The organism is Telluria sp. RT2P19, from assembly GCF_059685725.1.
The window spans coordinates 156,231-182,769 of the sequence record NZ_JCASIL010000003.1; the positions used below are offsets into that span (position 1 = coordinate 156,231).

22 protein-coding genes and 1 pseudogene are annotated in these 26,539 nt (G+C 67.8%); 7 read left to right on the forward strand and 16 right to left on the reverse strand.

The window, feature by feature from the left end; genetic code table 11:
• The first annotated feature begins 40 nt into the window (after positions 1 to 40).
• Positions 41 to 4,618, forward strand: a complete 4,578-nt coding sequence (locus AC56KW_RS04980; protein ID WP_497169626.1) for a PDDEXK-like endonuclease domain-containing protein — start codon at positions 41 to 43, stop codon at positions 4,616 to 4,618.
• 543 nt (positions 4,619 to 5,161) lie between these two features.
• Here the strand turns inward: AC56KW_RS04980 and AC56KW_RS04985 are convergent.
• The 3 genes from AC56KW_RS04985 to trhA form a co-directional block, all read right to left on the reverse strand.
• Complete coding sequence (locus tag AC56KW_RS04985) at positions 5,162 to 6,196, reverse strand: GGDEF domain-containing protein (RefSeq protein ID WP_497169627.1); 1,035 nt, start codon at positions 6,194 to 6,196, stop codon at positions 5,162 to 5,164.
• A gap of 220 nt (positions 6,197 to 6,416) precedes the next feature.
• On the reverse strand, positions 6,417 to 6,578 hold the full coding sequence (locus AC56KW_RS04990; RefSeq protein WP_497169628.1) for a hypothetical protein: 162 nt from the start codon (positions 6,576 to 6,578) through the stop codon (positions 6,417 to 6,419).
• Positions 6,575 to 7,192: a PAQR family membrane homeostasis protein TrhA gene (trhA, locus tag AC56KW_RS04995; RefSeq protein WP_497169629.1), complete on the reverse strand. Its 618-nt coding sequence runs from the start codon at positions 7,190 to 7,192 to the stop codon at positions 6,575 to 6,577. The genes AC56KW_RS04990 and trhA overlap by 4 nt, the downstream gene beginning before the upstream one ends.
• Before the next feature lie 376 nt (positions 7,193 to 7,568).
• On the opposite strand from trhA, the gene AC56KW_RS05000 reads away from it, so the two are divergent.
• Entirely contained in the window at positions 7,569 to 7,811 is a 243-nt protein-coding gene (locus AC56KW_RS05000; protein WP_497169630.1) for a DUF6566 family protein, read from the forward strand.
• A gap of 283 nt (positions 7,812 to 8,094) precedes the next feature.
• Here the strand turns inward: AC56KW_RS05000 and AC56KW_RS05005 are convergent, their stop codons facing one another.
• Complete coding sequence (locus AC56KW_RS05005) at positions 8,095 to 8,370, reverse strand: hypothetical protein (protein WP_497169631.1); 276 nt, start codon at positions 8,368 to 8,370, stop codon at positions 8,095 to 8,097.
• 100 nt (positions 8,371 to 8,470) lie between these two features.
• A complete protein-coding gene (locus AC56KW_RS05010) occupies positions 8,471 to 9,634 on the reverse strand; it encodes a sensor histidine kinase (protein WP_497169632.1) in 1,164 nt (387 codons plus the stop codon).
• 361 nt (positions 9,635 to 9,995) lie between these two features.
• On the opposite strand from AC56KW_RS05010, the pseudogene AC56KW_RS05015 reads away from it, so the two are divergent.
• A pseudogene (locus AC56KW_RS05015) lies at positions 9,996 to 10,186 on the forward strand (IS3 family transposase); the annotation flags it as partial.
• Positions 10,187 to 10,219: 33 nt separating this feature from the next.
• Here the strand turns inward: AC56KW_RS05015 and AC56KW_RS05020 are convergent.
• From AC56KW_RS05020 to AC56KW_RS05045, 6 genes are all read right to left on the reverse strand, one after another.
• Positions 10,220 to 11,368: an MFS transporter gene (locus AC56KW_RS05020; protein WP_497169633.1), complete on the reverse strand. Its 1,149-nt coding sequence runs from the start codon at positions 11,366 to 11,368 to the stop codon at positions 10,220 to 10,222.
• 11 nt (positions 11,369 to 11,379) lie between these two features.
• Positions 11,380 to 12,258 (reverse strand): carboxylating nicotinate-nucleotide diphosphorylase, encoded by an 879-nt coding sequence (nadC, locus tag AC56KW_RS05025; RefSeq protein WP_497169634.1) that lies wholly within the window; start codon positions 12,256 to 12,258, stop codon positions 11,380 to 11,382.
• 15 nt (positions 12,259 to 12,273) lie between these two features.
• Entirely contained in the window at positions 12,274 to 13,446 is a 1,173-nt protein-coding gene (locus AC56KW_RS05030; protein ID WP_497169635.1) for an acyl-CoA dehydrogenase family protein, read from the reverse strand.
• 68 nt (positions 13,447 to 13,514) lie between these two features.
• Entirely contained in the window at positions 13,515 to 14,414 is a 900-nt protein-coding gene (locus AC56KW_RS05035; RefSeq protein WP_497169636.1) for a VOC family protein, read from the reverse strand.
• A 79-nt stretch (positions 14,415 to 14,493) separates the two neighbouring features.
• Complete coding sequence (locus AC56KW_RS05040; protein ID WP_497169637.1) at positions 14,494 to 15,336, reverse strand: alpha/beta fold hydrolase; 843 nt, start codon at positions 15,334 to 15,336, stop codon at positions 14,494 to 14,496.
• 179 nt (positions 15,337 to 15,515) lie between these two features.
• On the reverse strand, positions 15,516 to 16,241 hold the full coding sequence (locus AC56KW_RS05045; protein ID WP_497169638.1) for a TetR/AcrR family transcriptional regulator: 726 nt from the start codon (positions 16,239 to 16,241) through the stop codon (positions 15,516 to 15,518).
• A gap of 212 nt (positions 16,242 to 16,453) precedes the next feature.
• Here AC56KW_RS05045 and AC56KW_RS05050 point away from each other — a divergent pair, with 212 nt between their 5' ends.
• Genes AC56KW_RS05050 through AC56KW_RS05065 form a run of 4 tightly spaced genes read left to right on the forward strand, consistent with a single transcriptional unit; the run spans position 16,454 to position 20,319 of the window.
• Positions 16,454 to 17,440: a substrate-binding domain-containing protein gene (locus AC56KW_RS05050; protein ID WP_497169639.1), complete on the forward strand. Its 987-nt coding sequence runs from the start codon at positions 16,454 to 16,456 to the stop codon at positions 17,438 to 17,440.
• A gap of 7 nt (positions 17,441 to 17,447) precedes the next feature.
• Positions 17,448 to 18,455, forward strand: a complete 1,008-nt coding sequence (locus AC56KW_RS05055) for a cupin domain-containing protein (protein WP_497169640.1) — start codon at positions 17,448 to 17,450, stop codon at positions 18,453 to 18,455.
• A gap of 24 nt (positions 18,456 to 18,479) precedes the next feature.
• Complete coding sequence (locus tag AC56KW_RS05060) at positions 18,480 to 19,343, forward strand: fumarylacetoacetate hydrolase family protein (RefSeq protein ID WP_497169641.1); 864 nt, start codon at positions 18,480 to 18,482, stop codon at positions 19,341 to 19,343.
• A gap of 1 nt (position 19,344) precedes the next feature.
• Positions 19,345 to 20,319, forward strand: coding sequence for a PDR/VanB family oxidoreductase (locus AC56KW_RS05065; protein WP_497169642.1), 975 nt, complete (start codon positions 19,345 to 19,347; stop codon positions 20,317 to 20,319).
• 819 nt (positions 20,320 to 21,138) lie between these two features.
• Here the strand turns inward: AC56KW_RS05065 and AC56KW_RS05070 are convergent.
• The 5 genes from AC56KW_RS05070 to AC56KW_RS05090 all read right to left on the reverse strand — a co-directional run bounded on the left by AC56KW_RS05070 (position 21,139) and on the right by AC56KW_RS05090 (position 26,520).
• Entirely contained in the window at positions 21,139 to 22,539 is a 1,401-nt protein-coding gene (locus tag AC56KW_RS05070; RefSeq protein ID WP_497169643.1) for an MFS transporter, read from the reverse strand.
• A gap of 57 nt (positions 22,540 to 22,596) precedes the next feature.
• Positions 22,597 to 23,151 (reverse strand): DoxX family protein, encoded by a 555-nt coding sequence (locus AC56KW_RS05075; protein WP_497169644.1) that lies wholly within the window; start codon positions 23,149 to 23,151, stop codon positions 22,597 to 22,599.
• 64 nt (positions 23,152 to 23,215) lie between these two features.
• Positions 23,216 to 23,707, reverse strand: coding sequence for a hypothetical protein (locus AC56KW_RS05080; RefSeq protein WP_497169645.1), 492 nt, complete (start codon positions 23,705 to 23,707; stop codon positions 23,216 to 23,218).
• Between the two features lie 118 nt (positions 23,708 to 23,825).
• Positions 23,826 to 24,899, reverse strand: a complete 1,074-nt coding sequence (locus tag AC56KW_RS05085) for a DctP family TRAP transporter solute-binding subunit (protein ID WP_497169646.1) — start codon at positions 24,897 to 24,899, stop codon at positions 23,826 to 23,828.
• 100 nt (positions 24,900 to 24,999) lie between these two features.
• Positions 25,000 to 26,520 (reverse strand): MmgE/PrpD family protein, encoded by a 1,521-nt coding sequence (locus AC56KW_RS05090; protein ID WP_497169647.1) that lies wholly within the window; start codon positions 26,518 to 26,520, stop codon positions 25,000 to 25,002.
• Between the last annotated feature and the right edge of the window lie 19 nt (positions 26,521 to 26,539).

Below are 26,539 nucleotides of genomic sequence, written 5' to 3' on the forward strand. Positions count from 1 at the left end.
CCGCGACCGCCTACCTCACCGATCACCCTCGAATCACTACATGCAATCCCCTGCCCAGCTCATGAGCGGGCTGCTCGACTACCTGGTCGAGCAAGCCAAAGACATCGATCCGGCGGCTTTTACATTGTCGAAGGCTACCGAGTTCAAGAAGACCTACGCCGACCTGGAGGCCCTGCCCTGGGTCGACTTCAATATAGAAACCGATGGCGAGCCGATCTGGATGCGCGTGCACCGCCTCGAGGCCACGCGCGCTCCGGCGCTGCCCGAGCCGGACCTCGCTGCGTTCCTGACGTTCAGCGACGACCCCGCGGCCCGCCCTCCCGAGGTGAAGGAAACGGCGCTCGCGAGCGCCCGGAATGAGGACGCCCACGTCGTGGGTGAAGAAGAAGCCGGGCGGCGCGACGAGCAACGCCGCGCACGGGTCAGTCGAGTGCTCGAGGCCTACACCCAGCAATGGAACGACTGGGCCGTACGTGAACGACCGCGCCGCAAGGTCATGACCCTGTATGCGGAGCTGTTCGCGCTGAAGACGCGCCTGGAATCCGAAGAGGCGGTGCGACCTACCGAACTGGTCTGGGGAATGGGCGTGTCGTCGTGGCGCATCCCGGGCGCCGGGCAGTCCGGCTCACCGGCGTACGCCGAGTTCGATTACCCCTTGATCACCCAGGCCGTGGAGCTCGAGATCGACAGCGTGAGTCATGCGATCGCCCTGCGTCCGCGACAAACCGAGCCGCGCCTGGAGTTCGATGCCTTCGCCGCTTGCGCCGTGCCCGGCATTGGCGATGTCGAGCGCGCCGCCCTCGCCTTGTTGCGTGAGCGTTTGGACGCGACCGTCTCTCCTTTCGATGCAACGACCTTCGAACCGATCCTGAGCCTGGTCGCCGGCAACCTTGCCGCGTCGGCGCGCCATGACCGCGCTGCCGCCAGCGCGCCGGCCGCGGGCGACGAACTCGTGGTGACGAACGGGTGGGTCGTGTTCACCCGTCCGCGCGCCAGCCATTTCCTGATCGACGATATCGCGCGCCTGAAGGCGCGCGTCGTGGCCGGCGATGCGCTTCCCGACGGTCCGCTCGGCATCGTCACGGCGCCAGGCGAGGCCGTGATCGAGCACCAGGCCATCGCCTTTCGCGGCTTGTCCGGCCGCGCGGATGCCCGCGGCGAAGCACGCGAACTCTACTTCCCTCTGCCCTACAACCGCGAACAGGAAACGATCGTCCAGCAGCTCGCACGCTCCCCGGGGGTCGCGGTCCAGGGCCCACCCGGCACCGGCAAGACCCATACGATCGCCAACATCATCAGCCACTACCTGGCATTGGGAAAGCGCATCCTGGTGACCTCCAAGGGCGAACCCGCCCTGAAGGTACTCCAGAAAAAGATTCCAGAATCGATCCGTCCCTTGAGCGTGGCGCTGCTTTCCGGCGACAAGGAAGGCATGCGTCAGTTCCAGGCATCGATCGAGGCGATCATCCACACCCTCACCCACCTCAATCCGCAGGTCGAGGAAGAAGCCATCGCCACCTGCCGCGCCGCCCTCGACCGCGCCCATGGGGAGAGGGCGCGGATCGACACCCGTATCGACGACATCGCACGCGCGCATCTGAACGAGATCGACATTGACGGCGTGCCGATGCGCGCGCACAAAATGGCCGAGCTGGTCATCCACGGCCGGGCGCAATTCGGCTGGTTCGACGACCAGTTGTCGCTGGCCGAGGAACATGCACCGCCATTCGGCGACGAGGCCGGCATGCGGCTGCGCGATCTCCGCCGCCGCCTGGGCGGCGACCTCGTCTACTGCCATGCGAGGTTCCCGGCGTCCGGGGCGCTGCCCCAACCGGCAGAAGTCGGACGCCTGCACGACATGCTGCAGGCGGTAGGCGATCTGGAACGCGACGAGGCGGCCGGCGTGCTGCTCCCGCTACGCGCCGCGATGCCGGAAATCGCCGGGCCGGCGCGCCAGTTGCTGGCCACGCTGGACCTGGCGGCGGCGCAGGTGCGCGAACTCGAGGAGTCCGGATGGGAATGGGTGTTCGCCCTGCGCGAGAAATGCCGGCGCGCCGACTTCGCCACCGAACGCGGCTCGTTCGAGGCGCTGCTCCCGGAAATGGACGCCCTCTTGCAGGCCCGCTCCGAGTTCATGCAGCGGCCAGTGACCGCGCCGCGCGGGGCACTCGAACATCCAAAGGCGCTCGACGCCATCGCACGCGGCGCCCAGTCCGGCAAGCCATTCGGCTTGCTGGCCTTTGGCGTCGGCGATATCAAGCAGCAGGTCGGCGCCATCCGCGTCGCCGGCCTCGCACCAGCAACGAGCGAGGACTGGACGCACGTGCAGCGCTACGCCGCGCTGCATACGCGCCTGCAGTCCTTCGTGGTGCGCTGGAACGCGTTCGCCGAACTGCTCTGCCTGCCCCTGCTCCAGGCGGACCTCGACCAGTTGCGAACCGTCGAACAGATCGCGCTCGCCGCACGCCGGGCACACCTGCTGGCGACGACGCACGACCTGACACTGCCGGTCCTGGCCGAACAGGTGTTTGCCGAGGTGCCACGCAGCGATCTGCTGGGGCGGCATGCCGGGCTTGCACGCGTGCGCGAACATGTGCGCCGCCATCTCACCCGCGCCGAACTGGGGCAGGCGATGACGGACCTGGACGGCTTGCGCGAAACACTGGCGGGCACCGGCGGTCCCGTGTCGGAACAGCTGCGGGACCTGGTCGAACGCGGACTGGGCAATGCCGACCTGCCTGCTGAAAACGTCGTCGCCGACTATGCCGACATCCTTGCCGAGATTCGGCGCCTCGAAGCGCTGGCGCCCGCCCTGTCCAGCGTGCTCGAGCTGGCCGGCGACATCGAGCGCCGCGGCGCCGCGCGGCTGGCCGCGCGCGTGCGCTCGGTGCCGGCCGACGCCGTTGGCGACGATGCGGTCTTCCCGGTGCGCTGGCGCGATGCATGGACCTGGGCACGCCTGAAGACCCACCTGGACGCCATCGACGATCGCGACGAGATGCGCGACCTGGCGGGGCGCCGGCGCGACCTCGAGGCCGGCCTCGCCCGGCTGTACGAGGTGCTGGTGTCGAAATCGGCCTGGCTCGCCACCCGGCGCCAGGCCGGCCAGCACGTCCTGACGGCGCTTGAAACCTACCGCATCGCAATGCGCAAGATCGGCAAGGGTACTGGCGTCAATGCCGCGCGCTACCGCCGTGACGCCCAGCAGGCGATGGTGGACGCGCAGGCGGCCGTCCCCTGCTGGATCATGAGCCACTCCCGCGTGTCGGAGTCGCTGCCGGCCACGCTCGGCGCCTTCGACCTGGTCATCGTGGACGAAGCGAGCCAGTCCGACCTGTGGGCCTTGCCGGCAGTCCTGCGCGGCAAGCAGATCCTGGTCGTGGGTGACGACAAGCAGGTGTCGCCCGAGGCCGGATTCGTGTCGGCGGCGAAGATCGCCGACCTGCGCCGGCGCTTCCTGGCCGGCCAGCCGTTCGAAGCGGTGCTGACTGCCGACATGTCGCTGTATGACATCGCGTCCGCCGTCTTCGCAGCCTCGAGGGTCATGCTGCGCGAGCACTTTCGCTGCGTGCAGCCGATCATCGCCTACAGCAACCGCGTCTTCTACAAGGATTTCATCCAGCCGCTGCGCATCCCGAAGGCGTCGGAACGACTCGACCCGCCGCTGATCGACGTCTTCGTCGCCAACGGCTATCGGACAGCCAAGTCCCAGAATCCACCCGAAGCGGAATTCATCGCGGCGGAAATCGAAGCGATCGTGCGCAACCCGGCAATGCGTAGCCGCACGCTCGGCGTGGTCTCCCTGCTCGGACCCGAGCAGGCCCAATGGATCGACAAGCTGGTGCGTTCGCGCTGCGACGCAGCCGAGCTCGCGCGCCGCAACTTCGCCTGCGGCGATGCGCGCATCTTCCAAGGAAGTGAGCGCGACATTGTGTTCCTGAGCATGGTTGCCGACAGCAAGAATCATTACGCCTTGTCCGGCCTTCAGTACGATCAGCGCTTCAACGTGGCCGCATCCCGTGCACGCGACCGGATGTATCTGGTGCGCTCGGTTCGCCTGGAACAGCTGTCCACGCTCGACCTGCGGCGCACGCTGGTCGAACATTTTGCCAGGCCGGTGGAGGGCAATGACGAAGCCGGCAGCCTCGTCGCGCTCTGCGAGTCCGGTTTCGAGCGCGACGTTTATAGCGAATTGTTCGACCGCGGCTACCGGGTCATTCCGCAAGTGCCTGCCGCGGGCTACCGCATCGATATGGTCGTCGAGGGTGCGGATGACCGGCGCCTGGCGATCGAGCTCGATGGCGACGAGTTCCACGGGCCGGATCGGTGGGCGGCGGATATGGGGCGCCAGCGGGTGCTGGAACGTGCCGGATGGGTTTTCTGGCGCTGTTTCGCGTCGACCTGGTCGCTGCAACGGAAGACAGTGCTGGCCGAGCTGTTGGCCCAGCTGGCGACCATGGGTATCGAGCCGCTGGGGGCGCTGGAGCGCATTCCGTCGCTGGTCGAGTATCGTGAATGGGGGCGGGAAGCGGAACCCGTGGCCGATCACGCCGTGGAAAGCATGATCGAGGCGTCGCTTGGCGCGACTTCGGACGACAGGGCGACACAAGCCATGTGAGTGCGGATGCTGGTCGGGAGGAAATCTGCGGACGACCACGGATTTTGTGGTGGATCGCCATCCCGGCCCCGGCTCGGAACAGCCGGTTCGCACTGGCGCAATAGGCGACCAGGGTGCCGTCGGCCTTGACGGACGATCCGGCCGCTGCCGCGCGTCGCCGAAGTGGCGCCGAACCACGAGCGACACCATCGCCCGGGCATCGGGAACACCGCTTCACTGATGCATTCCGCGACTGCCTGAAGACTTCTGGCGCCAGGCAGCGCGGTGCTGCGACGCACACTTTTTCGCCGTGGCCGCCGCTGTCATCGTCGCCGACCGAAAGGCGGACCGGCCACGATACTCTTGGCGCTGTCAATGCGCGCTGTTGGCGGCTCCGGATACGCTACGCAGCAAGCACTCGACGGTCGTGACTCGCCCACCATCGAGCGCTCACTGCCATACCAGGTGTGCAGCCGCTATGGGTCGCGACGTCGATACGATCTTCCGCGCTGCCCTGCCCGCCATCGTCGTGGACTCCGCACAAGGCGGGGCGGTTCACTTCGTTTAATGCAGGCAGCTGCGCTTGTGCAAGTACATTTCACGGTCGGCCAACTGCACATAGTCGAGCAGCGCCGTACTCTTGCCCGGATCACATTGCACCGCGCCGGCACTCACCGCTAGCAGGTAAGTGCGTTCCTGCATCAGGTTGAACGCGCGCAGGTTGTCCTGAAGCCGCGCCAGGACCACACGCGGATGCGCATCGTCGAGCGTGAACGCGACGAACTCATCACCCCCGCAGCGCGCCAGCACATCGCTGTCGCGCAAGGACTGGCGCAACACGCTTGCCGCGTCCTGGATCAGCTGATCGCCGGCGGCATGGCCAAGCTGATCGTTCACCAGCTTCAGGCCGTCGATGTCGGCATAGATCACAGCGCAGCCGGCACGCTTGCGCCGGGCCAGCTTGAACATTTGCTCGGCCTGGACAAAGAAACCGCGCCGGTTGTTCAAGCCGGTCAGGACATCGGTCAGGGCCAGGGCGCGCACCGCGCTTTCGGATTCATCGCGACGCGCCAGCTCGTCGGCATGTGCCAGGGCAATGCCCGCCATCTGCTCCTGCTGGACCGACACCAGGGTCTCGAGCGACGTGCGCGCCGAAATCCTGCCAAGCGTTGCGACGGACAACTCAAGAATCGTGCCGAGCAGGCGGGCGCGACCTTCCCATGTCTCGGGCGCGGCATCGCTGCGCCAGCCGGCGACGATCACGGCCATTGCCTCCCGGGTCGGCACACCCAACAGCATCGTGCGCCCGTCCGCCATTCCCCCCTTGCCCGACCCGCCGTCCAGCCGTTCCAGCGCCATGCGGTACCAGTCGTGGCTGCACGCCGCCTTGCTCGGCCTGCCCTTGTGGTCGAAGCCGATACACTCGTTGACCTGTCCGCGAACCAGCAGCAAGGCGGCGTCGATGTCGGCGAGTTCCGCCAATGCACGGCCCGCCAGCGCCAGCGCGGCGGCGGGCTGGTCGACTTGCATCAAATCACGCGACATGGTGAGCAAGGCACGCAATCGACTCGCTTCCGTGTCTGGATACAGTTCGCTCATGCGTGTCATCGGTCTCTCTCCGCTTGCGTTCTGTCCGCAGCCCTGGCTGCGCGACATTGATCGTCCGGTGAGGACGGACAATTCGCCTCCGGGACCGACTGCCCCGCGCTGCCGGCGCAGAAAGGCCGAATGGCCCAACTATGCGTGCGATCACGTGCGCCGGCACATGCTTGGGCCGCACGCGGCGCCTGGCGAGTTCGGCATGATGCTTGCAGGTGTTTCAAACACCTGTCAGGTTCATCATACGCGCCGCGCTACCAGGGAACCAGCGCTTTTCGTGGCGCCGCATGAGCATGCCGTCCTGCACCGCCGCGAGGGATTCGCGCGCCGTGGCGCCGTGGCCGACCTCGGGCGCCGAAGGGCCGCTGTGGTTCGGATTCATGCGACATGCACCAGCACGGCAATGTAATGGCAGATACTGCCGGCCAGGACGAACAGATGCCAGATCCCGTGACCGTGGCGCACCTTGTGGTCGGTGGCATAAAAGACGATGCCAGCCGTATAGAACAGGCCGCCCGCCACCAGCCAGGCAAAGCCCGCGCGACCGAGCGCCTCGACCAGCGGCCGGATACAGAAGACGGCGAGCCAGCCCATCACCAGGTAGATGGCAAGCGACAGGACGCGTCCTCGCCTGGCGCGCCAGAGTTCCTGCACGATGCCCAGCACGGCCAGGGCCCAGACCACGCCGAACATCGTCCAGCCAATGGTCCCGCGCAGCGTCACCAGCGTAAATGGCGTGTACGTACCTGCAATCAAGAGGTAGATGGCGCAATGGTCCATCTTGCGCAACACGTCCTTGGTCGCGCCGCGCATGCTGTGGTACAGGGTGGAGGTCAGGTAGAGGAGCAGCAGCATGGCCGCATAGATGCTGCAGCTGACGATCTTCCAGGCGTCGCTGCTGCGCGCCGCCACGACCACCAGCAGCACCCCGCTCAGGGCGGAGGCCACCGCCCCGACGGCATGGGTGATGCTGTTGAAGCGTTCACCGTGAACCATGCGCTGTCTTTTCCAGTAAAGTCCGTCGGCGCGGATACGCCCTCGCGCAGCCTGCAAATGACTCGGTCGGGCGCCCGTCGCCCGACAATCGGGATCGCGGTAGCAGCGGCGCGCCGTCGCCATGGCTGGGTCAGCACGCGCAGCGCTACCTCCAGGGAGATATGATTCCGGGCCAGCGCGTCGGCAGCTGATCGGACATTTCGTGAGCAATAGTTGCTCAGAATGGCATCGATCAATATGGCATTCAGGCAGTCGATACGGGTACGCATCAGGCAGTCTAGCACCCATCGCGGCGAGCGTAAAAATTATATTTTTTGCTAGATGAAGCGGGTACCCGGTATCGTGCTAATGTGGTTTCCTGACCAAGGAGCATCCCATGCACGCCGAATCAAAAGCGCATTACAAAGGCTATACCATCGTGGCGAATCCGGTCGAGACGATCCGCCGGCGCTTCATGGCCATTTTCACGATCTATGAAAACGAGCATGCCACCTTTCCCCTTTGCCACCATCAGGCGACTGGGACCAAGGGTTTCCTGACCGTCGAAGAAGCCGTCAGCAATTCCTTCGACAATGCGCGCAAGTGGATCGACGACAGGCGCGTTGCGCATATTCATTGAAACGCCCGCTTTCTTCGTGCGGCTCGCGCTTCTGGTCATTCCCGCACCAGCATTGGCGCAGCAACTATCCTCGAGCAGGACCAGCCCGGCCCGGCTGAAGCCAGATTCGCTCTTCGTCATCGCCAGCGCATGCGGGCCAGGGGAGTGCTGCGCACAAGACTGATCAGGAATGCGCGCCATGCGATGACATCCCGCCGGTGCCGTTGGTCGACTCTTGATCATTGAAGCCTGACCACGACTCGCCCGGGCACGCGACCGGTGCGACAGGGTAACAGGCAACGTATCACGATTCGGGATAAGGATCGGCCCTGTCCAGGTCTTTCCCGCCATCGAGGACGACTGCCGCCCGCTCCATGCCCATGCTGTCCGAGAGCGAATGGCGATCTTCCTGGTCGATCTCTGGCGGGTCGAGCATGTCGGCAAGCATCGCCTGCAGTTCGGGTGTGTCCCAGGGCAGGCAGCTGCGCTCTCTTGAATGAATGTAGTGCCTGATCTCGCTGTCCTGCTCCGAGGTCAGGGGCAGGCCACGAAACGTGTTCGCGGGTTCGTGCGTCATCATATTCGCTCCCAGAGTCTGGTGACCGGCATTCCCAGCCTACGCGCATTGCCTGTCGTCGGGCGCACCGTTGGCACGCGCCCCGGCTGGCGCCCGGTTCGGCTCAGCCCACCGTCGCGTCCATCACCACCGGCAACACGAATTTCAGGCGCATGCCCTGCCCTCGCCCGTCGCTGTGGGCCGACACCGTACCGCCATGCGCCCGGCTCACGCTACGCGCGATCGCCAGGCCGAGTCCCGCTCCCGACTCAGCGCGGCCGGGATGCATGGCGAACTTGCGAAACGGCTCGAACAACAGCGACAGTTCGGCTTCCTCGACGCCGATCCCATGGTCGCTCACCAGCAGTTCGAGGAAGACGCCATCGACCGCGACCGCCAGTGAAATCGTGGCGCCGTCATCGGAAAACTGGCTGGCGTTGAGCAGTGCGCCGCCGAGCGCCTGCGCCAGCCGCTCGGGATCGCACCAGAGCACGGCGCCATGCCCTTTTTCCGCATGGCCGATCTCCACGCTGAGCGTCTGGCCGCGTTCGTTCAGGACGCAACCGACCACGTCGCATGCGTGCGCCAACACCTCGTCCACGTTCGTTGCGCGCATCGACACCGGCATGTCGCAGGCCTGTTCGATGCGGGAGCCTACGAGCAGGTCGTCGACGAAGCGCGCCAGCTTTCTGGTCTGGCGCGCGATCACGCTGGCCATGCGATCGATGTTCGGGGCGCCGGCCTGGCGTTGCAAGAGCGTGGCGGCCGCCATGACCGGTGCCAGCGGATTGCGCAACTCATGCGCCAGGACGTGCAGAAAACCGGCCCGGCTATCGCGCACGAGCTTCACCTCGTCTTCGAGGCGCCGTTGCTCGCTGATGTCCGTCAGCGAGCACAACACGCCAGCGGTGGCGCCATCGGCGGCGAGGACCGGTCGCGCATGGATTACCACGCAGCGCTTGCTTCCATCTGCAGACTCGGCCAGCAGTTCGGCGGGCGGCTGGGCCAGACCGGTGCGCGCCGCCAGCGCGGCAGGCGACGCCGGTCTGGCGAGCGCGCTGCCATCCGCGCCGTACAGCGCGGTGAAGCCGTCCCACCGCCCATCCTCGTCCGGATCGGGCCCGGCGCCCCACAGGCGCCTGGCGGAACCGTTGGCGTACCGTACGGCCCCGTTCGGAGTACAACAATATGCTGGACAGGCGATCTGCCCGATCAGCAGACCATGCGCATCGAGCGCAGGCTCGCCGCGCCGGTCCCTCGTGCGCCGCCGTTCAGGTATTCGTACCACATCGACCTCCGGTATCATCGTATCTCAGCATGATGGACGCTGGCGTCGCGTGCGAACGTAGGACACGCACGGGCGCGCATGTCATCCGTCCCGCCGTCCCGCGCAGTCCAGGCATCCGAACGGCCGAGTAAGCAGCGAAGCATTTCCTGGTGGGATCCGGCCCGTGGGTATCGGCGTCGCCGCCACGCAGGTTGCCACCGGGTGAGTCGCGCGATCACTGCCGGTTCGCCCCGTCGCGCCGGTGATGCGTCCGGCCATACCGGTTCCCGCACGCGTCCTGGTGCGCACTGCAGACCTGTTCTCATCGGGCGCGCCATGCGCACGGCCAGCGAGGGTTCCCCGCTGGCCGTGCGCATGGCGCGCGGAGAAAATGTGGCGCCAGCTGCGCCGTGCGGGTCCCGACGTGGTGCGCTGCACGGTGGAGCGGCTGATGCGCACTGGCGGCCTGCGCGGCGTCATGCGCGGCGAGGTCGTGCGCACCACGTCCCCGGATGCGAAGGCCCACGCCCGCTCGACCGGGTCAACCGTCGACTCGAGGCGCAGCGGCCGGACCACACGGACCGGCCTCCACGAAAATTGGGCGATTCACTGCGCGCCGGATGGTTTCCCATGGCGTCCGGCCGCGAACACCATGCCGGCGCCGAGCATTGCCGCAATCACCCAGAACGCCAGCCGTGTTCCGCCCGCCGATCCCAGCGCACCGAGCGTCACCGGCAACAGGGTCTGGCTCGCATTGATCAGCATCGAGCGAATACCGATCGCTTCGCCGCTGCGACCCGCCGGCGCCGTGTGCGCGATGGCGCTCATGATCATCGGGAAGGCGCAGCCGAGCGCCAGGCCGAGCGCGAAGGCCAGGGCCAGCAATGGCTTCAGGGTCGAAAAGAACGGAAACACCGCGTACACCGCCGCGGTGAGCGCCAGCGTGCCTGCAAGTACCTGCCACTCCGAAAAGTGGCGCGCCAGCCGGGGAATGAAGAGCCGGATGACGAATGTGCCGCCTCCGAAGACGCCCATGACAAGGCCGATCGCCGAGGCGGACAGGCCGATCCGGTCGCCGTGCATCGGCATCATGAAGGCCAACAGGTCCCAGCCCATCGACAGCAAGGCGCTCACGATGAGGACCGCGCGCAGCGGTGCATGGCGCAGCAGGTCGGCGGCGCGGGCCTTGCCCGCCGCCGGCGCCGCAACCGGAATGGCGGCCAGCGCCGCGCGCACCTTGGCGAGCAGCATCAGGGCCAGCATGGGCAGGACCGACAGGGCGAGGAAGGTCCAGGCGGTTCCCGCCAGATCAATCAGGAATCCGGCGGCGATGGGGCCGGCGGTCGTCGAGGCCGAGTTCCCGAGCGCCAGCATCGAGAAGGCGCGTGCGCGCTCTTCGGGAGGCAGGCCCTTGGCCACCGCGCTGTGAATCGCGAGATGCAGCAGCATGAAACCGCTGCCCAGCAGAATCGCGCTCAGGCCCAGGCCGGCCAGCATCGGGAGCATCGCCAGCAGCAGCGCCGCGCCGAGCATCAGCAAGGCGGCCAGCGCCGGCCTGGCGGCGCCGCTGCGATCGGCCCAGCGTCCGGCATGCACGGACAGGCACATCGGCACCAGCGCCAGGAGGCCGACCACCAGGCCGACCTCGAACGGCGTGCCGCCGAGCCGGATCGCGGCCAGCGTCAGCACGACGCGGCCACCCGCGAACGCCGTGTGCGCCATCACCATCAGCGCGACCAGTACGGACAGGTTCACGCGCCGTCCATTCAGCCGGGCGCCGCCGCAACGCTCGCGCCGACCGGTGGCGCGGCGTCGAAACGCATCGACAGGTCGATGGCCCGGATATCCTTGACCAGGGCGCCCACCGAAATGCGGTCGACCCCGGTAGCGGCAAGCTCGGGCAAGCGCTCGAGGGTCACGCCGCCCGAGACCTCCAGGCTGCAGCGGCCCGCCGCCATCCGTACCGCCAGGCGGATGTGCTCCAGCGGCATATTATCGAGCAGCACCATCGTCACCCCGGCCGCCAGCGCCTCCTCGAGCTGCGCCAGGGTCTCGACCTCGACCTGGATGAAGCTGGCCCGGTCGGCGTACTGCAGGGCCGCGCGATAGGCCGCTGCCACGCCGCCGGCCGCGCTGATGTGGTTTTCCTTGATCAGGATGGCGTCATGCAGGCCCATGCGATGGTTGTACCCGCCCCCGCAGCGCACCGCATATTTCTGTGCGACGCGCAGTCCCGGAATGGTCTTGCGCGTATCGAGGATACGCGCCGAGGTGCCGGCCGCGGCCTGCACGTGGCGCGCGGTGCTGGTGGCGACCGCGCTCAGGGTTTGCAGGAAGTTCAGGCAGGTGCGTTCGGCCGTCAACAAGGCGCGCGCGTCGCCGCTGATCTCGGCCACCGGCTGGTTGGCGCGGCAGCGCCCGCCCTCGTCGACGTGCCAGTTCACGCGCGCGCCGGGGGCGGCCTGCCGGAGCGTCTCCATGACCCAGGGCCGGCCGCAGATGACGGCGTCCTCGCGGCAGACGATCGTCGCGCGCGCCGTTCGCCGGTGCGCTACCAGGGCCGCCGTCAGGTCACCGCTGCCGACATCCTCGGCGAGCGCACGCGCGACGTCGGCCTCGACCTGATGCAGGAAATACTGGTCCATGAGGCCTTCGCCGGATCAGATGACCACGCCGCGCGGGATCGGCAGGCCGTACAGCGAACCGGCGTATGCGGCGTACACCGGATCGTCGACGTTGCAGGCGTGTCCCATGGCCACCGAGAGGTCGCGCCAGGTGCGCTGGATCGGATTGGTGACGCGGCTGGCATTGCCGCCGGCGTGCTTGAACACTTCGGCGGCCGCCTCGGCGGCGCGGCGCACGGCCCGTACCTGGTTCACGCGTGCCTTGTACTTCATCTCCTTGGTCACCTTTCCGCCGGCCTGCACCAGCTTGTAGATCTCGCCGATCTCGTTCATGATGTGCTGGCAGGAGGCGTCGATGTCGGCCAGGGCGGCGCCGAGCGAGGCCATGTGGTAAGGGTTCTGGGTCTGCTTGACACCCATGCGGGTGACGCGGCTGCCCGTGTATTCGGCGAAGTGGTTCACCACCCCGGCGGCGATGCCGAGCGTAGCGGCCGAGATCGCGCCCGGGAAGAACAGGTCGAACGGGATCCGGTACAGCGCGCTGTCCGGACGGTGGCGCTCGGCATACACGCAGTCGTTCAGCGTCTGCACGTCATAGGTGCGGTAGTCGGGCACGAAGACCTCGTCGACCAGCACGTCCTTGCTGCCCGTTCCCTGCAGGCCCATCACGTTCCAGGAATCCTGCAGGATCTGGTAGTCGGCGCGCGGCAGCACGAAGTGCATCAGGCGCGTGAACTCGCCGGCCGGGCCGCCGTCCTGCTCGGCCAGCACGCCCAGCACGGCCCACGTGCAGTGGTCGGTCCCCGATGAAAACGGCCACTGGCCGTTCAGGATGTAGCCGCCGTCGACGCGGCGCGCGCGGCCGATCGGGGCGTACGGCGACGCGGTCCAGGTATCGTGGTCCTGGCCCCAGACTTCTTCCTGCATGCGCGGGTCGCCCTGGCCGAACTGGAAGGGATGCACGCCCACCACCGAGCCGACCCAGCCGAGCGACGAGGCGTTGGAAGCCAGGTCGATCACGGACTGGTAGAACTCGCGTGGGTCGGCCTCGTAGCCGCCGTACTGCTTCGGCTGCAGCATGCGCACCAGGCCGCTGTCGCGGATCAGGCGCGCGCCCTCGTCGGTCACGCGGCCCAGTTCGATGCTGGGGACTTCTTCCTTGGCGAAGCTGGCAATGTTGCCAATGATGGTTTCTCGTACCGGATGCATGGTGCACTCCTCTAAAGCGGTGTCTTCTATTGTTTGGCGATGGATGCGATGGGGGCCAGGCCGTGGCGTCAGCGCGGCGCTTCGTCCACCTTCAGGGCGGTCAGTTCCGCGTGCTGGCGGCGGTGCCCCCAGCTGCTCGGCTTGTCGTAGGTGCGCGGCATCCACAGGTCATGGTCGACGTCCAGTCCGCCCCAGCCGTACTCGAGGCGAAATCCCGATGGCGTGTACATATAGAACGAGACCATGTGATCGTTGCTGTGCTTGCCGAGCGTGGTGGTGATCGGGATCTCGCGCCGTTCGCAGATGTCGTGCGCGGTGCCGACGTCGTCCAGGTCCTTCACTTCGATCATCAGGTGCAGGAAAGCCACTTCGCGGGTAGGCAGGGCGCTGATCGCGAGCGAGTGGTGGCGCCCGTTGATGTGGTAGAAGTGCGCCACCAGCGGCCCGTCGCGCACGATGTCGGATGGATGAAAGCCCATCACCTCGCGGTAGAAGCGGTCGCCCTGTTCCAGGTCGTTCACGGCCAGCACCACGTGACCCAGGCCCTGCTCCGCGGTACGAAAGCCCGAGATGGCGCGGCCCGGATGGAAGGCCGCCACGGTATGGAACTGGCCCCAGCTCAGCTCGTGACGGAATCCCGACGGGTCGCGAAACCAGAAGAAGCCCTCGACCTTGCGATCGGCGCATTCGTCAAGGCTGGCGCGGCTCACCGCGATGCCGTGGGCCGCGACACGGTCGGCGACCGCCTTGCCGCCCGCTTCGTCCTGCACGCTCCAGCCGATGTAGGCGACCGCATTGCGTTCGCCCGGATGAATCGCGATCCGGTGCGAGGCTTCGTCCAGCCGCAAGCGGACCGCGCCGTCCGGGCCGTGCCCGGCGACCTGCAGGCCCAGCACCTCCGGGCCGAAGCGCTCCCATTCGCGGTAATCGGGGGAACGCACACCAAGATAGGCAAGCGATTTGATCATTCGCTGTCTCCAAATTTATTGAGCCAAGGCTCTGGAATATTGGTTCATGCCGGACCAGGCGGTCCGGGCTGCGGTGGCCTCAGGCGGCCGTCGAATTTCCTTCGATGAAGGAGTCGATGACGCGGTTGAATTCGTCGGTGTGCTCGAGCTGGACCCAATGGCCGCAGCGGTTGACGATGTAGGCGCGCGAGTTCGGGATCGTGCGCGCCAGCACCAGCGCCGAGTTGAAGTGCACGGTGCGGTCGTCGCGGCCGTGCATCAGCAGGGTCGGCGCGGCGATGGTGGCGACGCGCTGCGGGTCGAGCCTGACCATCGGCTTGCCATGGCCGCTCTTCCAGCCTTCGATGTGGTCGGGGCGCGCCAGCGTGGCCTTGACGCGCTCGGCCAGCAGTTCGTCGGTGACGTGGCGGGTGTCGAAGGCCATGCCTTCGACGAACTTGCGCATGGTCTCGATCGACGGGTTGAAGTAGGCCGCCTCGAGGGCCTTGACGCCTTCGCTCAGGCCGGCGGGGTCGAAGATGCCCGGCACGCCGGCCGAGGAACCCATCGTGATCAGGTGCGACACCAGTTCGGGGCGTTCATAAGCGAGCCGGATGCACGAGGAACCGCCCATCGAATTGCCCACGAAGGCGGCGCGGTCGATGCCGAGCGCCTCGAGGAATTCGGCCAGCGCGCCGCTGTTGTCGCGCTGCTCGTAATGGACCGCCTGCGATTTTCCCCAGCCCGGCAGGTCGACCGCCAGCACGCGGTACTTCTCGGCGAGCTTGGCGATGTTGGGGTTGTAGTTGCTCCAGGCCGAGGCGCCGGGGCCGCCGCCATGCACCAGTACCAGCGGATGGCCGCTGCCGGCCTCATGGTAGTGGATGTCCCAGTTCCGGGTCTTGATTCGCTTGCTGGTATTGTCTTCGGTCAGAATTGCCACGTCTTCCTCCATTGAGCATCAGATTCGGTTGCTCCCTGCGCAAAGAATGGGGCCCGGCGCGATTTCCTCGGGTGCCGCGGCGCTTGCCGGCAGGGTAGTCAACGCATATTAGCTGAATACTCGTTCTAGAATCAATATTTTATTTTTGCGCAGCGCGGCGTCGGCGCGATGCCGCGCGCTCAGGCTTTTTGCACCGCGCCCGCCCCGCCCGTGCTGGACGCCGCCGGGCTCTTGCGGCGCTTGCCAGCCGCCCCGGCCGCCGCGCCAATGGCGGCGGCCGCCTGCTCCACCAGGTAGACCAGGCTGGCGGCCAGCATCGGGCGGAAGGCCTTGATCGCTTCGCCCGAGGCGCCGGCGATCGCATTCCCGTCCTGCAGGGCCAGGGCAAAGCCGCTGAGGCGCTCGGGCAGCTCGGGATCGTGCGCCACCAGTGCCGGCGGCAGTGTCTTGCGCCACCATGAGGCGAACTCGGCGCGCTGCAACTGGCGGATCCTGAGGAAGCGCTCGCGCGCGACCTGCTCGCGCACCGACTTTTCCACGCTCAGGATGACCCCCAGGCGCCAGAAGTCGGCCGCATCGTACTGGCGGTCGGGGTCGGCGCCGAACACGCGCGCGATGTGCGCGGCGAACGCCTCGCCCTCGCCGGGCTGGTGGGCGGTCGCGACCTGGGCATGCCAGCGCGCATAGCTGGTGTCGATCATCGCCGCGAGCAGCATGTCCTTGTTCTCGAAGTGCCAGTACACGCTCCCCACCGGCAGCTCGGCCTTCTTGGCCACCTTCGCCATCGTCGCACCACTATAGCCCTCGTCGCGGATGACCTCGAAGGCGGCGTCGAGGATGCGCTCGCGCGAGGCGGCGCTGGTACGGTGTTCTCCGGAACGGCGGGGACGATCGATCATGGACATGGATTGGCTCGGTAACTGGGAAGGAAAAATGGTAACACGGGCGGTTGTGGCCCGACCACTGTGCGCCGCCGCGGCGCCCGCGCGCGATCCCGGCCCCCATACGGGGCGGAAAGCATTCATGCCGCGGCGGCATAGCTGAAATGATGCTTTTCGCGTTGCTCCGCCGGCCACGATCACAAAAAATAGGGCATGCCTCAACGTCAAGGAAACACATGAACAAACTGCAGCTCTCCGTGGCTATCGGAAACTACGACCGTTGCCGCCCCCTGATCGATGGCGCCGTCCAGATCGATGGCGTCGACCCGGTCTTCATGACGCTGTCGCCGGAGGAAATCTTTTTCCGCGCCTTCCGCGCCGAGGAATTCGATATCTGCGAGCTGTCGCTGTCGAGTTCCACGGTCAAGGCCGCCGCCGGCACCCTGCCCTATGTCGGCGTGCCGGTCTTCCTGTCGCGCGCCTTCCGCCACACGGCCATCTACGTGCGCACCGACCGCATCAAGCGCCCCGAAGACCTGCGCGGCTGCCGCATCGGCCTGCCCGAATACCAGCTGACGGCCAACGTCTGGGTGCGCTCGATCCTGCAGGACGACTATGGCATCGCGCCGTCCGACGTGACCTGGGTGCGCGGCGGGATCTCGCACGCGGGCCGTCCCGAGAAGATCAAGCTGGCGCTGCCGCCCGACGTGCGCCTGGAAGACGCGCCCGAGGGCGAAACGATCTCGAGCCTGCTGGCCAAGGGCGAGATCGACGCCTACGTCGCCCCGCGCGCGCCCGACGTGGCGCCCGGCACTGCCGACATCGGCTGGCTGTTCCCGGACCCGGTCGCCGCCGCCAAGGATTACTTCCGCCGCACCCGTATCTTCCCGATCATGCACATCCTGGGCGTGCGGCGTTCGCTGGCCGAGCGTCATCCATGGCTGCCGGGCGCCGTGTTCAAGGCCTTCAACCAGTCCAAGCAGGTGGCGCTGGAACACCTGAGCGAGACCTCGGCCACCAAGATCACCCTGCCCTTTGCCGAGGAGCGCCTGAAGGAGGCGCGCGACCTGATGGGCGAGGATTTCTGGTCCTACGGCGTCGACGAGAACCGCCACGTGCTGGAAAAATTCTTCGACCATCACCACCGCCAGGGCCTGTCCTCGCGCCGCGTCACGCCCGAGGACCTGTTCCATCCCGGCACCTTCGAATCGTTCAAGCTCTGAGGGCCCCATGAACCAGTCCAATCCAGATCCGTACGCCCTGTGGCACGCGGCGCGCCTGGCCCCCCTGTGGGACAGCCCGAACGCGCACAAGCCGCCGCCGCCGCCTGCCAGCGCCCACATCTGGCGCTGGCAGGATACCCGTCCGCTGGTCGAGCTTGCTTTGCGCGAAACCTCGCCGGCCGCGGTGCAGCGACGTGTCTTGCAGATGCTCAGCCCGCACGCCGCGTCGCTGGCCGACGAATATACCTGCGGCAGCGTGCTGGCCGCCCTGCAGTGCCTGCTGCCGGGCGAAACCGCGCGTCCGCACCGCCACACCATGAACGCGCTGCGCTTTCTGCTCGAAGGCGGCGGCGCGGTCACCCTGGTCGACGGCAAGGCCTGCCCGATGCAGTTCGGCGACCTGGTGCTCACGCCCGGCATGTGCTGGCATGAACACCGCCACGACGGCGACCAGCCGGTGGTCTGGCTCGACGTGCTGGACGTGCCGCTGCACCAGCACCTGGGCAGCATCGTGTTCCAGCCGGGGCCGATCGGCGAGGCGCCCGTCACCATGCCGGATGCGGCTTTCGCTTCCCCCAATATCGTCCCCGAGGTGGTCGACGGCCGGCGCGACCACTCGCCGGTGTTCCGCTATCCGTACGCGGACGCGGTGCGCGCCCTGCACCATGCCCCGCGTTCGCCCGACGGCGCGCGCCGGGTGCGCTACGTCAATCCCTTGAGCGGCGCCGGCGCCATGCCCATACTCGATACCGCGATGATGCAGCTCGACGCCGGGGTGCGCACGCTGCCTGTCCGCACCAACGCCAACCTGGTTTGCACCGTGGTCGAGGGACGGGGCGAGACCCGCGTCGGCGACCAGGTCATCGCCTGGGGCCCGCGCGACACCTTCACCCTGCCGCAGCATAACTGGGCCAGCCACCAGGCCGACACCGAGGCGCGCCTGTTCATCGTCTCCGACGCCGACGTGCTGCGCCGCCTGGGCCTGCTGACCGAAGAGATCCAGGCCGCCGCCTGACACGTTTCACTGAAAGGCATCACCATGAAAATCTGCTGGTACAACGAACAACAGCTGGGCGTCGTCGTCGACGGCCGGGTCCATGACGTGAGCGCCGCGCTGGCAGCGCTGCCGCGCGCGACCTACCCTGCTGCCCCGGGCGACCTGCTGGTGGCCCACCTCGACACGCTGCGCGCCGAGATCGCGCGCCTGGCGCCGGACGCGCCCTCGATCCCGGTGGCCGAGGCCCGCTTCCTGAGCCCGGTGGCCAACCCGGGCAAGATCATCGGGGTTCCGGTCAACTATGCCGACCACGTGGCCGAGGCGAACGCCGACCAGGCCACCTTCACCGACCGCTACAAGGGCGCGGTGCGCGAGCAGGGCCTGTTCCTGAAGGCGTCCAGCGCGCTGGTCGGCCAGGCCGGGGGCGTGGCCTTGCGCTTTCCCGAGCGCCTGTCGCACCACGAGATGGAGCTCGGCGTGGTGATCGGCAAGACCGCGGCCAATGTACCGGTCGAGGATGCGCTGGCCCACGTGGCCGGCTACGCGATCGCGCTCGACATGACCGTGCGCGGGCCCGAGGACCGCTCGCTGCGCAAGTCGGTCGACAGCTACGCGGTGCTCGGCCCCTGGCTGGTGACGGCCGACGAAGTGCCCGACGCCGAAAAGCTGGACATCCGCCTGTGCGTCAACGGTGCGCTGCGCCAGCAGGCCAACACGGCCGAGATGATCATCGGACTGGCCGAGCAGATCGCCTGGGCCTCGAGCTACTACACCCTGTACCCGGGCGACATCATCATGAGCGGCACCTGCGCCGGCGTCGGCCAGGTGCTGCCGGGCGACGTGATGGACTGCGAGATCGCGGGCATCGGCGCGATGCGCGTGGCCGTGCGCGCGGCCGGAGCCTGACGTGGGCGCCGTCCCCGCTTCCCCGGCCGGCCAGCCACGGCTGCAGGTGCGCCTGGAGTCGGTACGCTACGCGACCCGCGACATCCTGGTGTACGAATTCGTGCGTCCCGAGGGCGGCGCGCTGCCGGCGGCCGAGGCCGGCGCCCACGTCGACCTGCACCTGGCCAACGGCATCACGCGCTCGTATTCGCTGCTGCAGGCAGCGCCGTCGCCCGAGCGCTACCTGGTCGGCGTCAAGCGCGACCCGAACAGCCGCGGCGGCTCGCGCTATATGCACGAGACGCTGCGGGTCGGCGCCCTGCTCGACCTGTCCGGACCGCGCAACCACTTCCCGCTGGCCGAACAGGCCGGACACAGCGTCCTGATCGCAGGCGGCATCGGCATCACGCCGATCCTGTGCATGGCCGAACGCCTGACGGCGCTCGGCGCCTCGTTCGAGCTGTGGTACGCCAGCCGCACCCGCGCCGACCTGGCCTTCCTGCCCGAGCTGGCGCGCTTCGGCGACCGCGTGCGCCTGCACCTGGACGAGGAAGCGGGGGCGGTGCTGGACATGGCGGCCATCGTGGCCGGGGCGCCGGCCGGCGCCCACTTCTACTGCTGCGGCCCGGGCCCGATGCTGGGCGCGTACGAGGCCGCCACCGCAGCCTGCGCGCCCGACACCGTCCACCTCGAGCGCTTCGGCGCCGCCGTGGCGCCGCCGAGCGGCGGCGAAGGCTTCTGCGTCGCGCTGGCGCGCAGCGGCATCGAGCTGCAGGTGCCGCCCGACGCCACCGTACTGCAGGTCCTGGCCAGCAATGGCATCGCGGTCGACTCCTCGTGCGAGGCCGGCATCTGCGGCTGCTGCGAAGTGGCCGTGCTCGAAGGCGAAGTGGACCACCGCGACGAGGTGCTGACCCAGGCCCAGCGCGCCGGCAACCGCTCGATGATGGTGTGCTGCTCGCGCGCCAAGAGTCAACGCCTGGTGCTCGACCTCTAGTATCTCTCCCACCCGGCGGCGCCAGCGTGCGCCGCCGGGATGGCGTGCGCGTCATGACGCCGCCGTCTCCCTCATTGGCCTGCCGCCATTACGAGCGCCTGAGAAAACCGCCATACCTCCAACAGATGAGCGGGCAGGCAAGCGAAAGAAACCCCCGATGGATGGCTGCTCGTCGCTCGTACCGGATGCGCGGGCTGCGAAATCGGTATGGCCATTGCGAGGTGTGCTCAAGGAACCAGCACCATCCGCCGAGCCTTTCACGCGGCGCCAGCCCATATCGCGCGATACATGCTGCAATGACTCGTCCGCGCAGCCAGGCGCGATGCGCGCGTGAAGCGTACACGCGATCGGCGTGCGGCTTGCCTGGACGTGTGCGCGCACGACCGGACAATCCATAAACAGGGATGGCTTCTACCAGTGGGAGAAGGAAGCGCGAGTCGTGCACTTGGCGCCCGAGATCCTAGGTGCCGGCGGCAAGCCACGCTGATCCAAGAGTGGATGGTGTTTGCAGCCTAGCTTGCCAAGACCAGTCGGGTTTCGGCTCTTCTGCCCGTCACCCGCAGGAGCGGGCACACTGGCAGCGTCAACGCAAGCTCGATGCCACGTGATCCGGTCATGTTGCATGCAATGGCTCCCCACGGTCGGTCACCCTTCCGCAGTTGCGCTTCACTTCGCTCACTGTGGTCAGCTCGCGGCGGGACTTTCACCCACAAGAGTGCGCCCATGCTGGGCGCCCAACGAAAAGCGGGCGGCCTCGAAAGAGACCGCCCGCATGCACTGGCCTGGATACGCAGGGCCGGGGCCGCCGCTAGCGCGGCATCACGCCTGGCCTGTACGCACCTGGGCCTGGTCGAGCGCCACCCGCTCGCGCTCGGCGTCGCGCGCTTCATCGGTGCCGGCGGTGTACACCGGCAGTTCCTGGTCGAAGCGTTCGGCGCTGAAGTAGTAGGCAATGCCGCTGACCACGCACAGTCCGCCGAAGAAGGCCGCCACCATCGTCGGATCGGTGCCGCCACCCATGGCCAGCAGGCCGGCCGCGATCATCGGCGCGAGCCCGGAGCCCAGGGTCGAGGCGATCTGGAACGTCACGGCGATGCCGCTGTAGCGTACGTCGGCCGCGAACTTCTCGCCCATCCAGGTATTGACCGGGCCGCCCAGCATGGCCTGCACCACGGGCAGCGCCAGTACCAGCGCCAGGATCAGCGCGCCCAGGCTGCCCTGGTTCACCAGCAGGAAGATCGGCCAGATCAGCAGCACGCCCAGGATCGCGCCGGTGATCAGGAGCGGCCGGCGGCCGTAGCGGTCGGACAGCGCGCCGAAGCAGGGCATGGTGAAGATGTGCAGCAGGTTCGCCACCGTCATGGCCAGCAGCGAGTCGGTGCGGCTATGTCCCACCTCGACCGAGTAATTGAGCAGGAAGGCGGCGCCGAAGGTGGCGAAGGCCAGCGGCGCCAGGCCGCCGACCACGCCCGACAGCACCTGCAGCCGGTTGTGGCGGAACACCGTCACCACCGGCAGGACGCTGACCTTCTTGCCTGACGCCAGGCGCTTCTTGCGCGCCTCTTCGAATTCCGGCGTCTCGTCGAGCTTCATGCGGATGACGATGCCCAGCACCAGCAGCAGGGCGCTGAGCAGGAACGGCACGCGCCAGCCCCAGGAGAGGAAATCCTCGTTCGGCAGCTTGGAGAACATCATCATGACCATCGTGCCCAGCAGCGCGCCGCTCGGACCGCCCGAGGCCACGATCGAGACCGCCAGTCCCCTGCCCTTGGGCTTGGCGTGCTCCATCGACATCAAGGTGGCGCCGCCCCACTCGCCGCCGATGGCGAAGCCCTGCACGAGGCGCAGCACCACCAGCAGGATCGGCGCCATGATGCCGATCTGCTGGTAGCTCGGCAGCAGGCCGATCAGCACGCTGGCGCCGCCCATCATCATCAGGGTGATCATCAGGATTTTCTTGCGTCCCAGCCGGTCGCCGTAGTGACCGAACACGACCGCGCCCAGCGGGCGTGCGAAATAGCCGGCGGCCAGGGTCGCGAAAGCCGACATCGTGCCGAGCGCCGGATCGAGGCTGACGAAGAAGATGTGCGGAAAGACCAGCGCCGCGGCGACGCCGTACAGGAGGAAGTCGTAGTACTCGAGGGTGGTGCCCAGGTAGCTGGCAATGACGGCGCGCCGCCTGCTCTTGGCCATCTCAGCCGGGTTGGTATGGTCTGCCATAATAATTCCACTCATAAGTTAATCGAAAAACATGTGGTGCCCAGCCTTGCTTCCTGCTCAGTGCCGGTCCCCACCCTCCCCCGCGTCGGCTGCGCCGAAAATGGCAGGAATCTTCTTGAAATCCTCCAGCTTGCCCATTGGCGCGCGCATCGTGAGCATGGGCAGGTAGTAGCGCAGGTGCGCCAGCACGAGGATCACGTTCATGTACAGGCACCACACCGCCATATAGGTGCTGAAGATACGCTCGTAGCGGAAGTTCAGGGCGATCGAGTTGTGGAACACCATGTACGAGACCGGCAGCGCCACCGCGAGGGCAAGTGGGACGAAAATATTGAACACGAGGCACAGGCCGACGACCAGCTCGACCGTCTTGACGATGTCGAACAGGCCGACTTCGAGCAGCGACACCAGCATCACGCTGGACGGGTGCATATTGCCCAGGGGCTGGGGGAAGATCGGCGCAAGGCCGAACACCGACAGCAGATGGCTGGCGCCGCTGACGATCATCCAGGCGCCGAGCATGATCCTGAAGAAGATCAGTACCAGCTTGCCGATGAACCAGATATCGAGCTTGTTGGTGGCGCCCTCGGGGGCACGGGTCGTTATTGCCATGATGCTTGTCTCCATTGCGATTGTTGTAGTCGGGACGCTGCCCGGTGCACGGTCCACGCCATGTTCAGCGCGCCGCCGGCGGCAGCCCCAGGTCGAGCACGCGCGCCAGGCTGCTGGCGGCGCAGGTGGCGCCGTCGGCCGGCTGGGCGACCGTCTTGCGCCACGCAATGCGTCCGTTGGACGTGCGGAACATGTCGACCAGCTCCTGCGGCGCCGCGCCCTGCCCCTCGACGCAGTGGTGCACCACGACGTTCAGTCCTTCGGCCACCACCTGGCGCACGGTCGACGTCAAAGGCGCCGGACCGTTGCGGTAAGGGGCTTGCGGCGTCGCATCGATGGTCTTCTTGGTGTAGTACAGCGCGGCCGCCTCGTCTACCTTCCCGCGGCCATAGGCGTGTTCCAGGTAGCCGGCCACGACCTCGCGCGGCATCCGGCCCACGCCGGGGCCGTCGTCGCCGTACCAGCGCGGATTGAAGTGCAGGTCTTGCGCCACGTAGGCGGTCAGCAGCAGGCCGAGCACGACCGAGATACGATTCAGTTTCTGGTCGCTGATCATGCCGCAGGCCTCCGGGTCGCCGCTGCTCGGCTGGGTCGGGATTGCTTGGTCACTTGATGTCTCCTGTCGGTGATGTTGTCTGGTGTTCGCGGGATGGAAAGCGCTTCTGGCGGCGCCTTCAGTGGGATCCATCCTGCTCCTGGTACAGCCGCCATAACTGCGCGTCATGGCGGGAAAAATAGCTGGCGCGCAGTGGGCCGGTCAGCCTGCGCAGCGTTTCGAGCTCGGCCGGCGCCAGCGCGTGGACGCGCATGCCGCGGCGCACGAGCTGCACACGCGCCCGGCATGCTTCGTCGCGCGCGACGCGCCGCTGCAACTGGGCCGCTTCGAGCGCGGCCAGCCGCACGATGCGCCGCTGGGCCGGATCCAGGGCGCGCCAGGCGGCGGGATTGGCCACCAGCACGAGTGCGCCGTAGGAATGGTTGGTCAGGGTTAGCGCCGACTGCACCTCGTACAGGCGGCCGGCCAGGATCTGCGACATGAAATTGTCCTGCGCCTCGACACTGCGCGTGCGCAAGGCCTCGTACAACGCGCCGAACGCCAGGGGACGCGGCGCGGCGCCCATGGCCCGCGCGCCCTCGATGAACACCGGCGCGTCGATCACGCGCAGCGCCAGGCCGCGCAGATCGGCGGCGCGGCGCAGCGGCGCCTCGGCACTGGTGATGTGGCGAAAACCGTTTTCCCACCAGGCCAGCCCGACCAGGCCGTCGCCCTGGACGTGCGGCGGCGCCAGGCGCGCCAGCAGCGTGTCGCCGAACGGACCGTCGAGCAGACGGTCGGCATGCGCCTCGTCGCGCACCAGGAAAGGCAGGTCGAGCAGCGCGAAGGCCGGCGCCATGGCGGCCAGCCCGGTGCCGGCGACCAGCATCAGGGCCGGTGCGTCGGCGCCGCCCGCCTGCAGGGCCGCGAGCTGGCGCTCGGGGGCGCCGGGCAAGGCATCGCTGCGCACCCGCACCCGCAGGCCACCGTTGCTGGCCGACGCGACCGCCCGGGCGAATGCGCGCATGCCCTGGCGCGCCGGATGATCGTCGGCCAGGTAGGCACGGTAGTCGGCAATGTCGATCTCGTGCACCGCCGGCTGCGGGGCGGCCATCAGGCCGGGCGCCGCGAGGCAGGCAGCGAGGCCGGCCGCGAGCGTGGGAACGACGCGCCCGACCAGGCCGGCGACACGGGTCAGAATTGTCTCAAACATGGAGCTGCTCTTTACATTGTTTCCTGAGATTATCATCTAACCCGCTCCGCATACAAACGCCGCGACCTCGACACCGCTTACCCACGTGACCCATGCCGACCTAGGCGATCGCCAGCGCGGCGTTCAGGGCCGAGACGTCGCGCTCGGCTTCCAGCGCCATGAAACGCGCCTGCAGGCGTTCGGCCTGGGGGCGTTTCATCCCGGCCGCATCGGTGCAGGCGAACACCTTGGCCCGGTATTCTTGCGCGCTCATCGGATTGTTCGGGTCGCCTTTGGCGAACTTGACCAGCTTTTCATGGACCTGGCCGCCCCGCGTCTTGAGCGAAAGGCGCACGAAGCCGGGCCCGCCGTCCGGGCGCACCAGGCTCTTGTCCTCGGCCGTGACCATGCGCGCGGCGAGCGCGCGCAGGTCGGCGCGCTCCAGCGCGGCCTCGGTAAAGTGGCGCAGGCCGACCTCGCGGTCCTGGATCGCCGCCGCCACCATCCACGGGTTGCTGAACTGGGCCTCGACGATGGTCTTCGGATTGCGCTTCTTCTCCAGCGGGGCCCCGAGCAGCATCATCTCCGCTGGCGGGCTGTAGATGGTCACCGATTCGACATCGGCCGGCCGGATGTCATGCGTCCTCACCAGGTCGAGCGCGCCGTCGATGGCCACGTGCCCGCCGCGGCAGGACGGATAGGGCTTGGGCGCGATGTCCGGACCGGCGAACCGGGTCCCGAGCTCCCCCAGCAGCGCGTCTTCAGAGTATTTACCGCCGTGGTATTGCTTGAACAAGCCCTTGACGCCCTGCAGCACACGGTCCGAGCCGATCACGCCGCGCTGCGCCAGGCGCGCCGACATGATGCCGCCATAGGCCGCGAAACCGGAACCGAGGCGCTTGGCATGGGTGCCGTCCACGCTGGCCTGGGCATTGCCCGACAGCTGGTGGTACGCCAGCCCGACGGCCGCGACGGTCTGCTCGCGCGTCAGCCCCAGCAGGCGCCCGGCCACCATCGTGGCGGCCAGGAAGCCGTACATCGGGGTCGGGTCCCAGCCGACGATGAAGGGCGAGACCCCGGGCGAACCGGCGCGCGAGAGCCGGCACGCCGCATCGGTGCCGGCGGCGACCGCGGCGATCAGCTCCTTGCCGTCGACCTTGCGCCCGCTCGCCGCGGCCAGGTCGGCCGCCGCCAGCGCCACCGGGATGGTGACGCACGAGGCGTGCAGCAGCGAAGGCTCGTAGGTGTCGTCGAACTCGAGGGCGGCGGCCATCGCCGCGTTCAGGCGCGCCGCCTTTTCGGCCGGCAGGCGCACCCGGGTGCCGAGCACCAGGCTTTCGCCCTTGCCGCCGGTTTCGCGGCTCCAGTCGTACAGCTGGCGGATGCCGTCGGCGCCGAGCGCCGGCAGCGCCACCGCCACGGTGTCCAGGATCTGGATCCGGGTGGCCTCCGCCACCGCGGCCGGCAGCGCCTCGTAGCGGGTTCCCAGGCAATGGTCGACCAGCGCGTAGACCGCGTCGGGCGCCGCCGGCCCGGCGGCTACCGCACCCTTGTCCTGGAAGGCCCAGGCCGGGGCCGCGGCCCAGACCGAGGCCGCCAGGGCCGATTGTGTTACGAATTTCCTGCGGCTCGTGTCCATCATCGTCTCCGTGTCGTTATCG

Bases quoted from the DNA above. Each gene is read 5' to 3' on its own strand.
- nadC (WP_497169634.1), bottom strand. From the start codon at position 12,258: ATGGACCAGTATTTCCTGCATCAGGTCGAGGCCGACGTCGCGCGTGCG.
- AC56KW_RS05035 (WP_497169636.1), bottom strand. From the start codon at position 14,414: ATGATCAAATCGCTTGCCTATCTTGGTGTGCGTTCCCCCGATTACCGC.
- AC56KW_RS05030 (WP_497169635.1), bottom strand. From the start codon at position 13,446: ATGCATCCGGTACGAGAAACCATCATTGGCAACATTGCCAGCTTCGCC.
- AC56KW_RS05060 (WP_497169641.1), top strand. From the start codon at position 18,480: ATGAAAATCTGCTGGTACAACGAACAACAGCTGGGCGTCGTCGTCGAC.
- AC56KW_RS04980 (WP_497169626.1), top strand. From the start codon at position 41: ATGCAATCCCCTGCCCAGCTCATGAGCGGGCTGCTCGACTACCTGGTC.
- AC56KW_RS05090 (WP_497169647.1), bottom strand. From the start codon at position 26,520: ATGATGGACACGAGCCGCAGGAAATTCGTAACACAATCGGCCCTGGCG.
- AC56KW_RS05005 (WP_497169631.1), bottom strand. From the start codon at position 8,370: ATGATGACGCACGAACCCGCGAACACGTTTCGTGGCCTGCCCCTGACC.
- AC56KW_RS05045 (WP_497169638.1), bottom strand. From the start codon at position 16,241: ATGTCCATGATCGATCGTCCCCGCCGTTCCGGAGAACACCGTACCAGC.
- AC56KW_RS05075 (WP_497169644.1), bottom strand. From the start codon at position 23,151: ATGGCAATAACGACCCGTGCCCCCGAGGGCGCCACCAACAAGCTCGAT.
- AC56KW_RS05070 (WP_497169643.1), bottom strand. From the start codon at position 22,539: ATGGCAGACCATACCAACCCGGCTGAGATGGCCAAGAGCAGGCGGCGC.
- AC56KW_RS05055 (WP_497169640.1), top strand. From the start codon at position 17,448: ATGAACCAGTCCAATCCAGATCCGTACGCCCTGTGGCACGCGGCGCGC.
- AC56KW_RS05050 (WP_497169639.1), top strand. From the start codon at position 16,454: ATGAACAAACTGCAGCTCTCCGTGGCTATCGGAAACTACGACCGTTGC.
- AC56KW_RS05085 (WP_497169646.1), bottom strand. From the start codon at position 24,899: ATGTTTGAGACAATTCTGACCCGTGTCGCCGGCCTGGTCGGGCGCGTC.
- AC56KW_RS04990 (WP_497169628.1), bottom strand. From the start codon at position 6,578: ATGAATCCGAACCACAGCGGCCCTTCGGCGCCCGAGGTCGGCCACGGC.
- AC56KW_RS04985 (WP_497169627.1), bottom strand. From the start codon at position 6,196: ATGAGCGAACTGTATCCAGACACGGAAGCGAGTCGATTGCGTGCCTTG.
- AC56KW_RS05000 (WP_497169630.1), top strand. From the start codon at position 7,569: ATGCACGCCGAATCAAAAGCGCATTACAAAGGCTATACCATCGTGGCG.
- AC56KW_RS05080 (WP_497169645.1), bottom strand. From the start codon at position 23,707: ATGATCAGCGACCAGAAACTGAATCGTATCTCGGTCGTGCTCGGCCTG.
- trhA (WP_497169629.1), bottom strand. From the start codon at position 7,192: ATGGTTCACGGTGAACGCTTCAACAGCATCACCCATGCCGTCGGGGCG.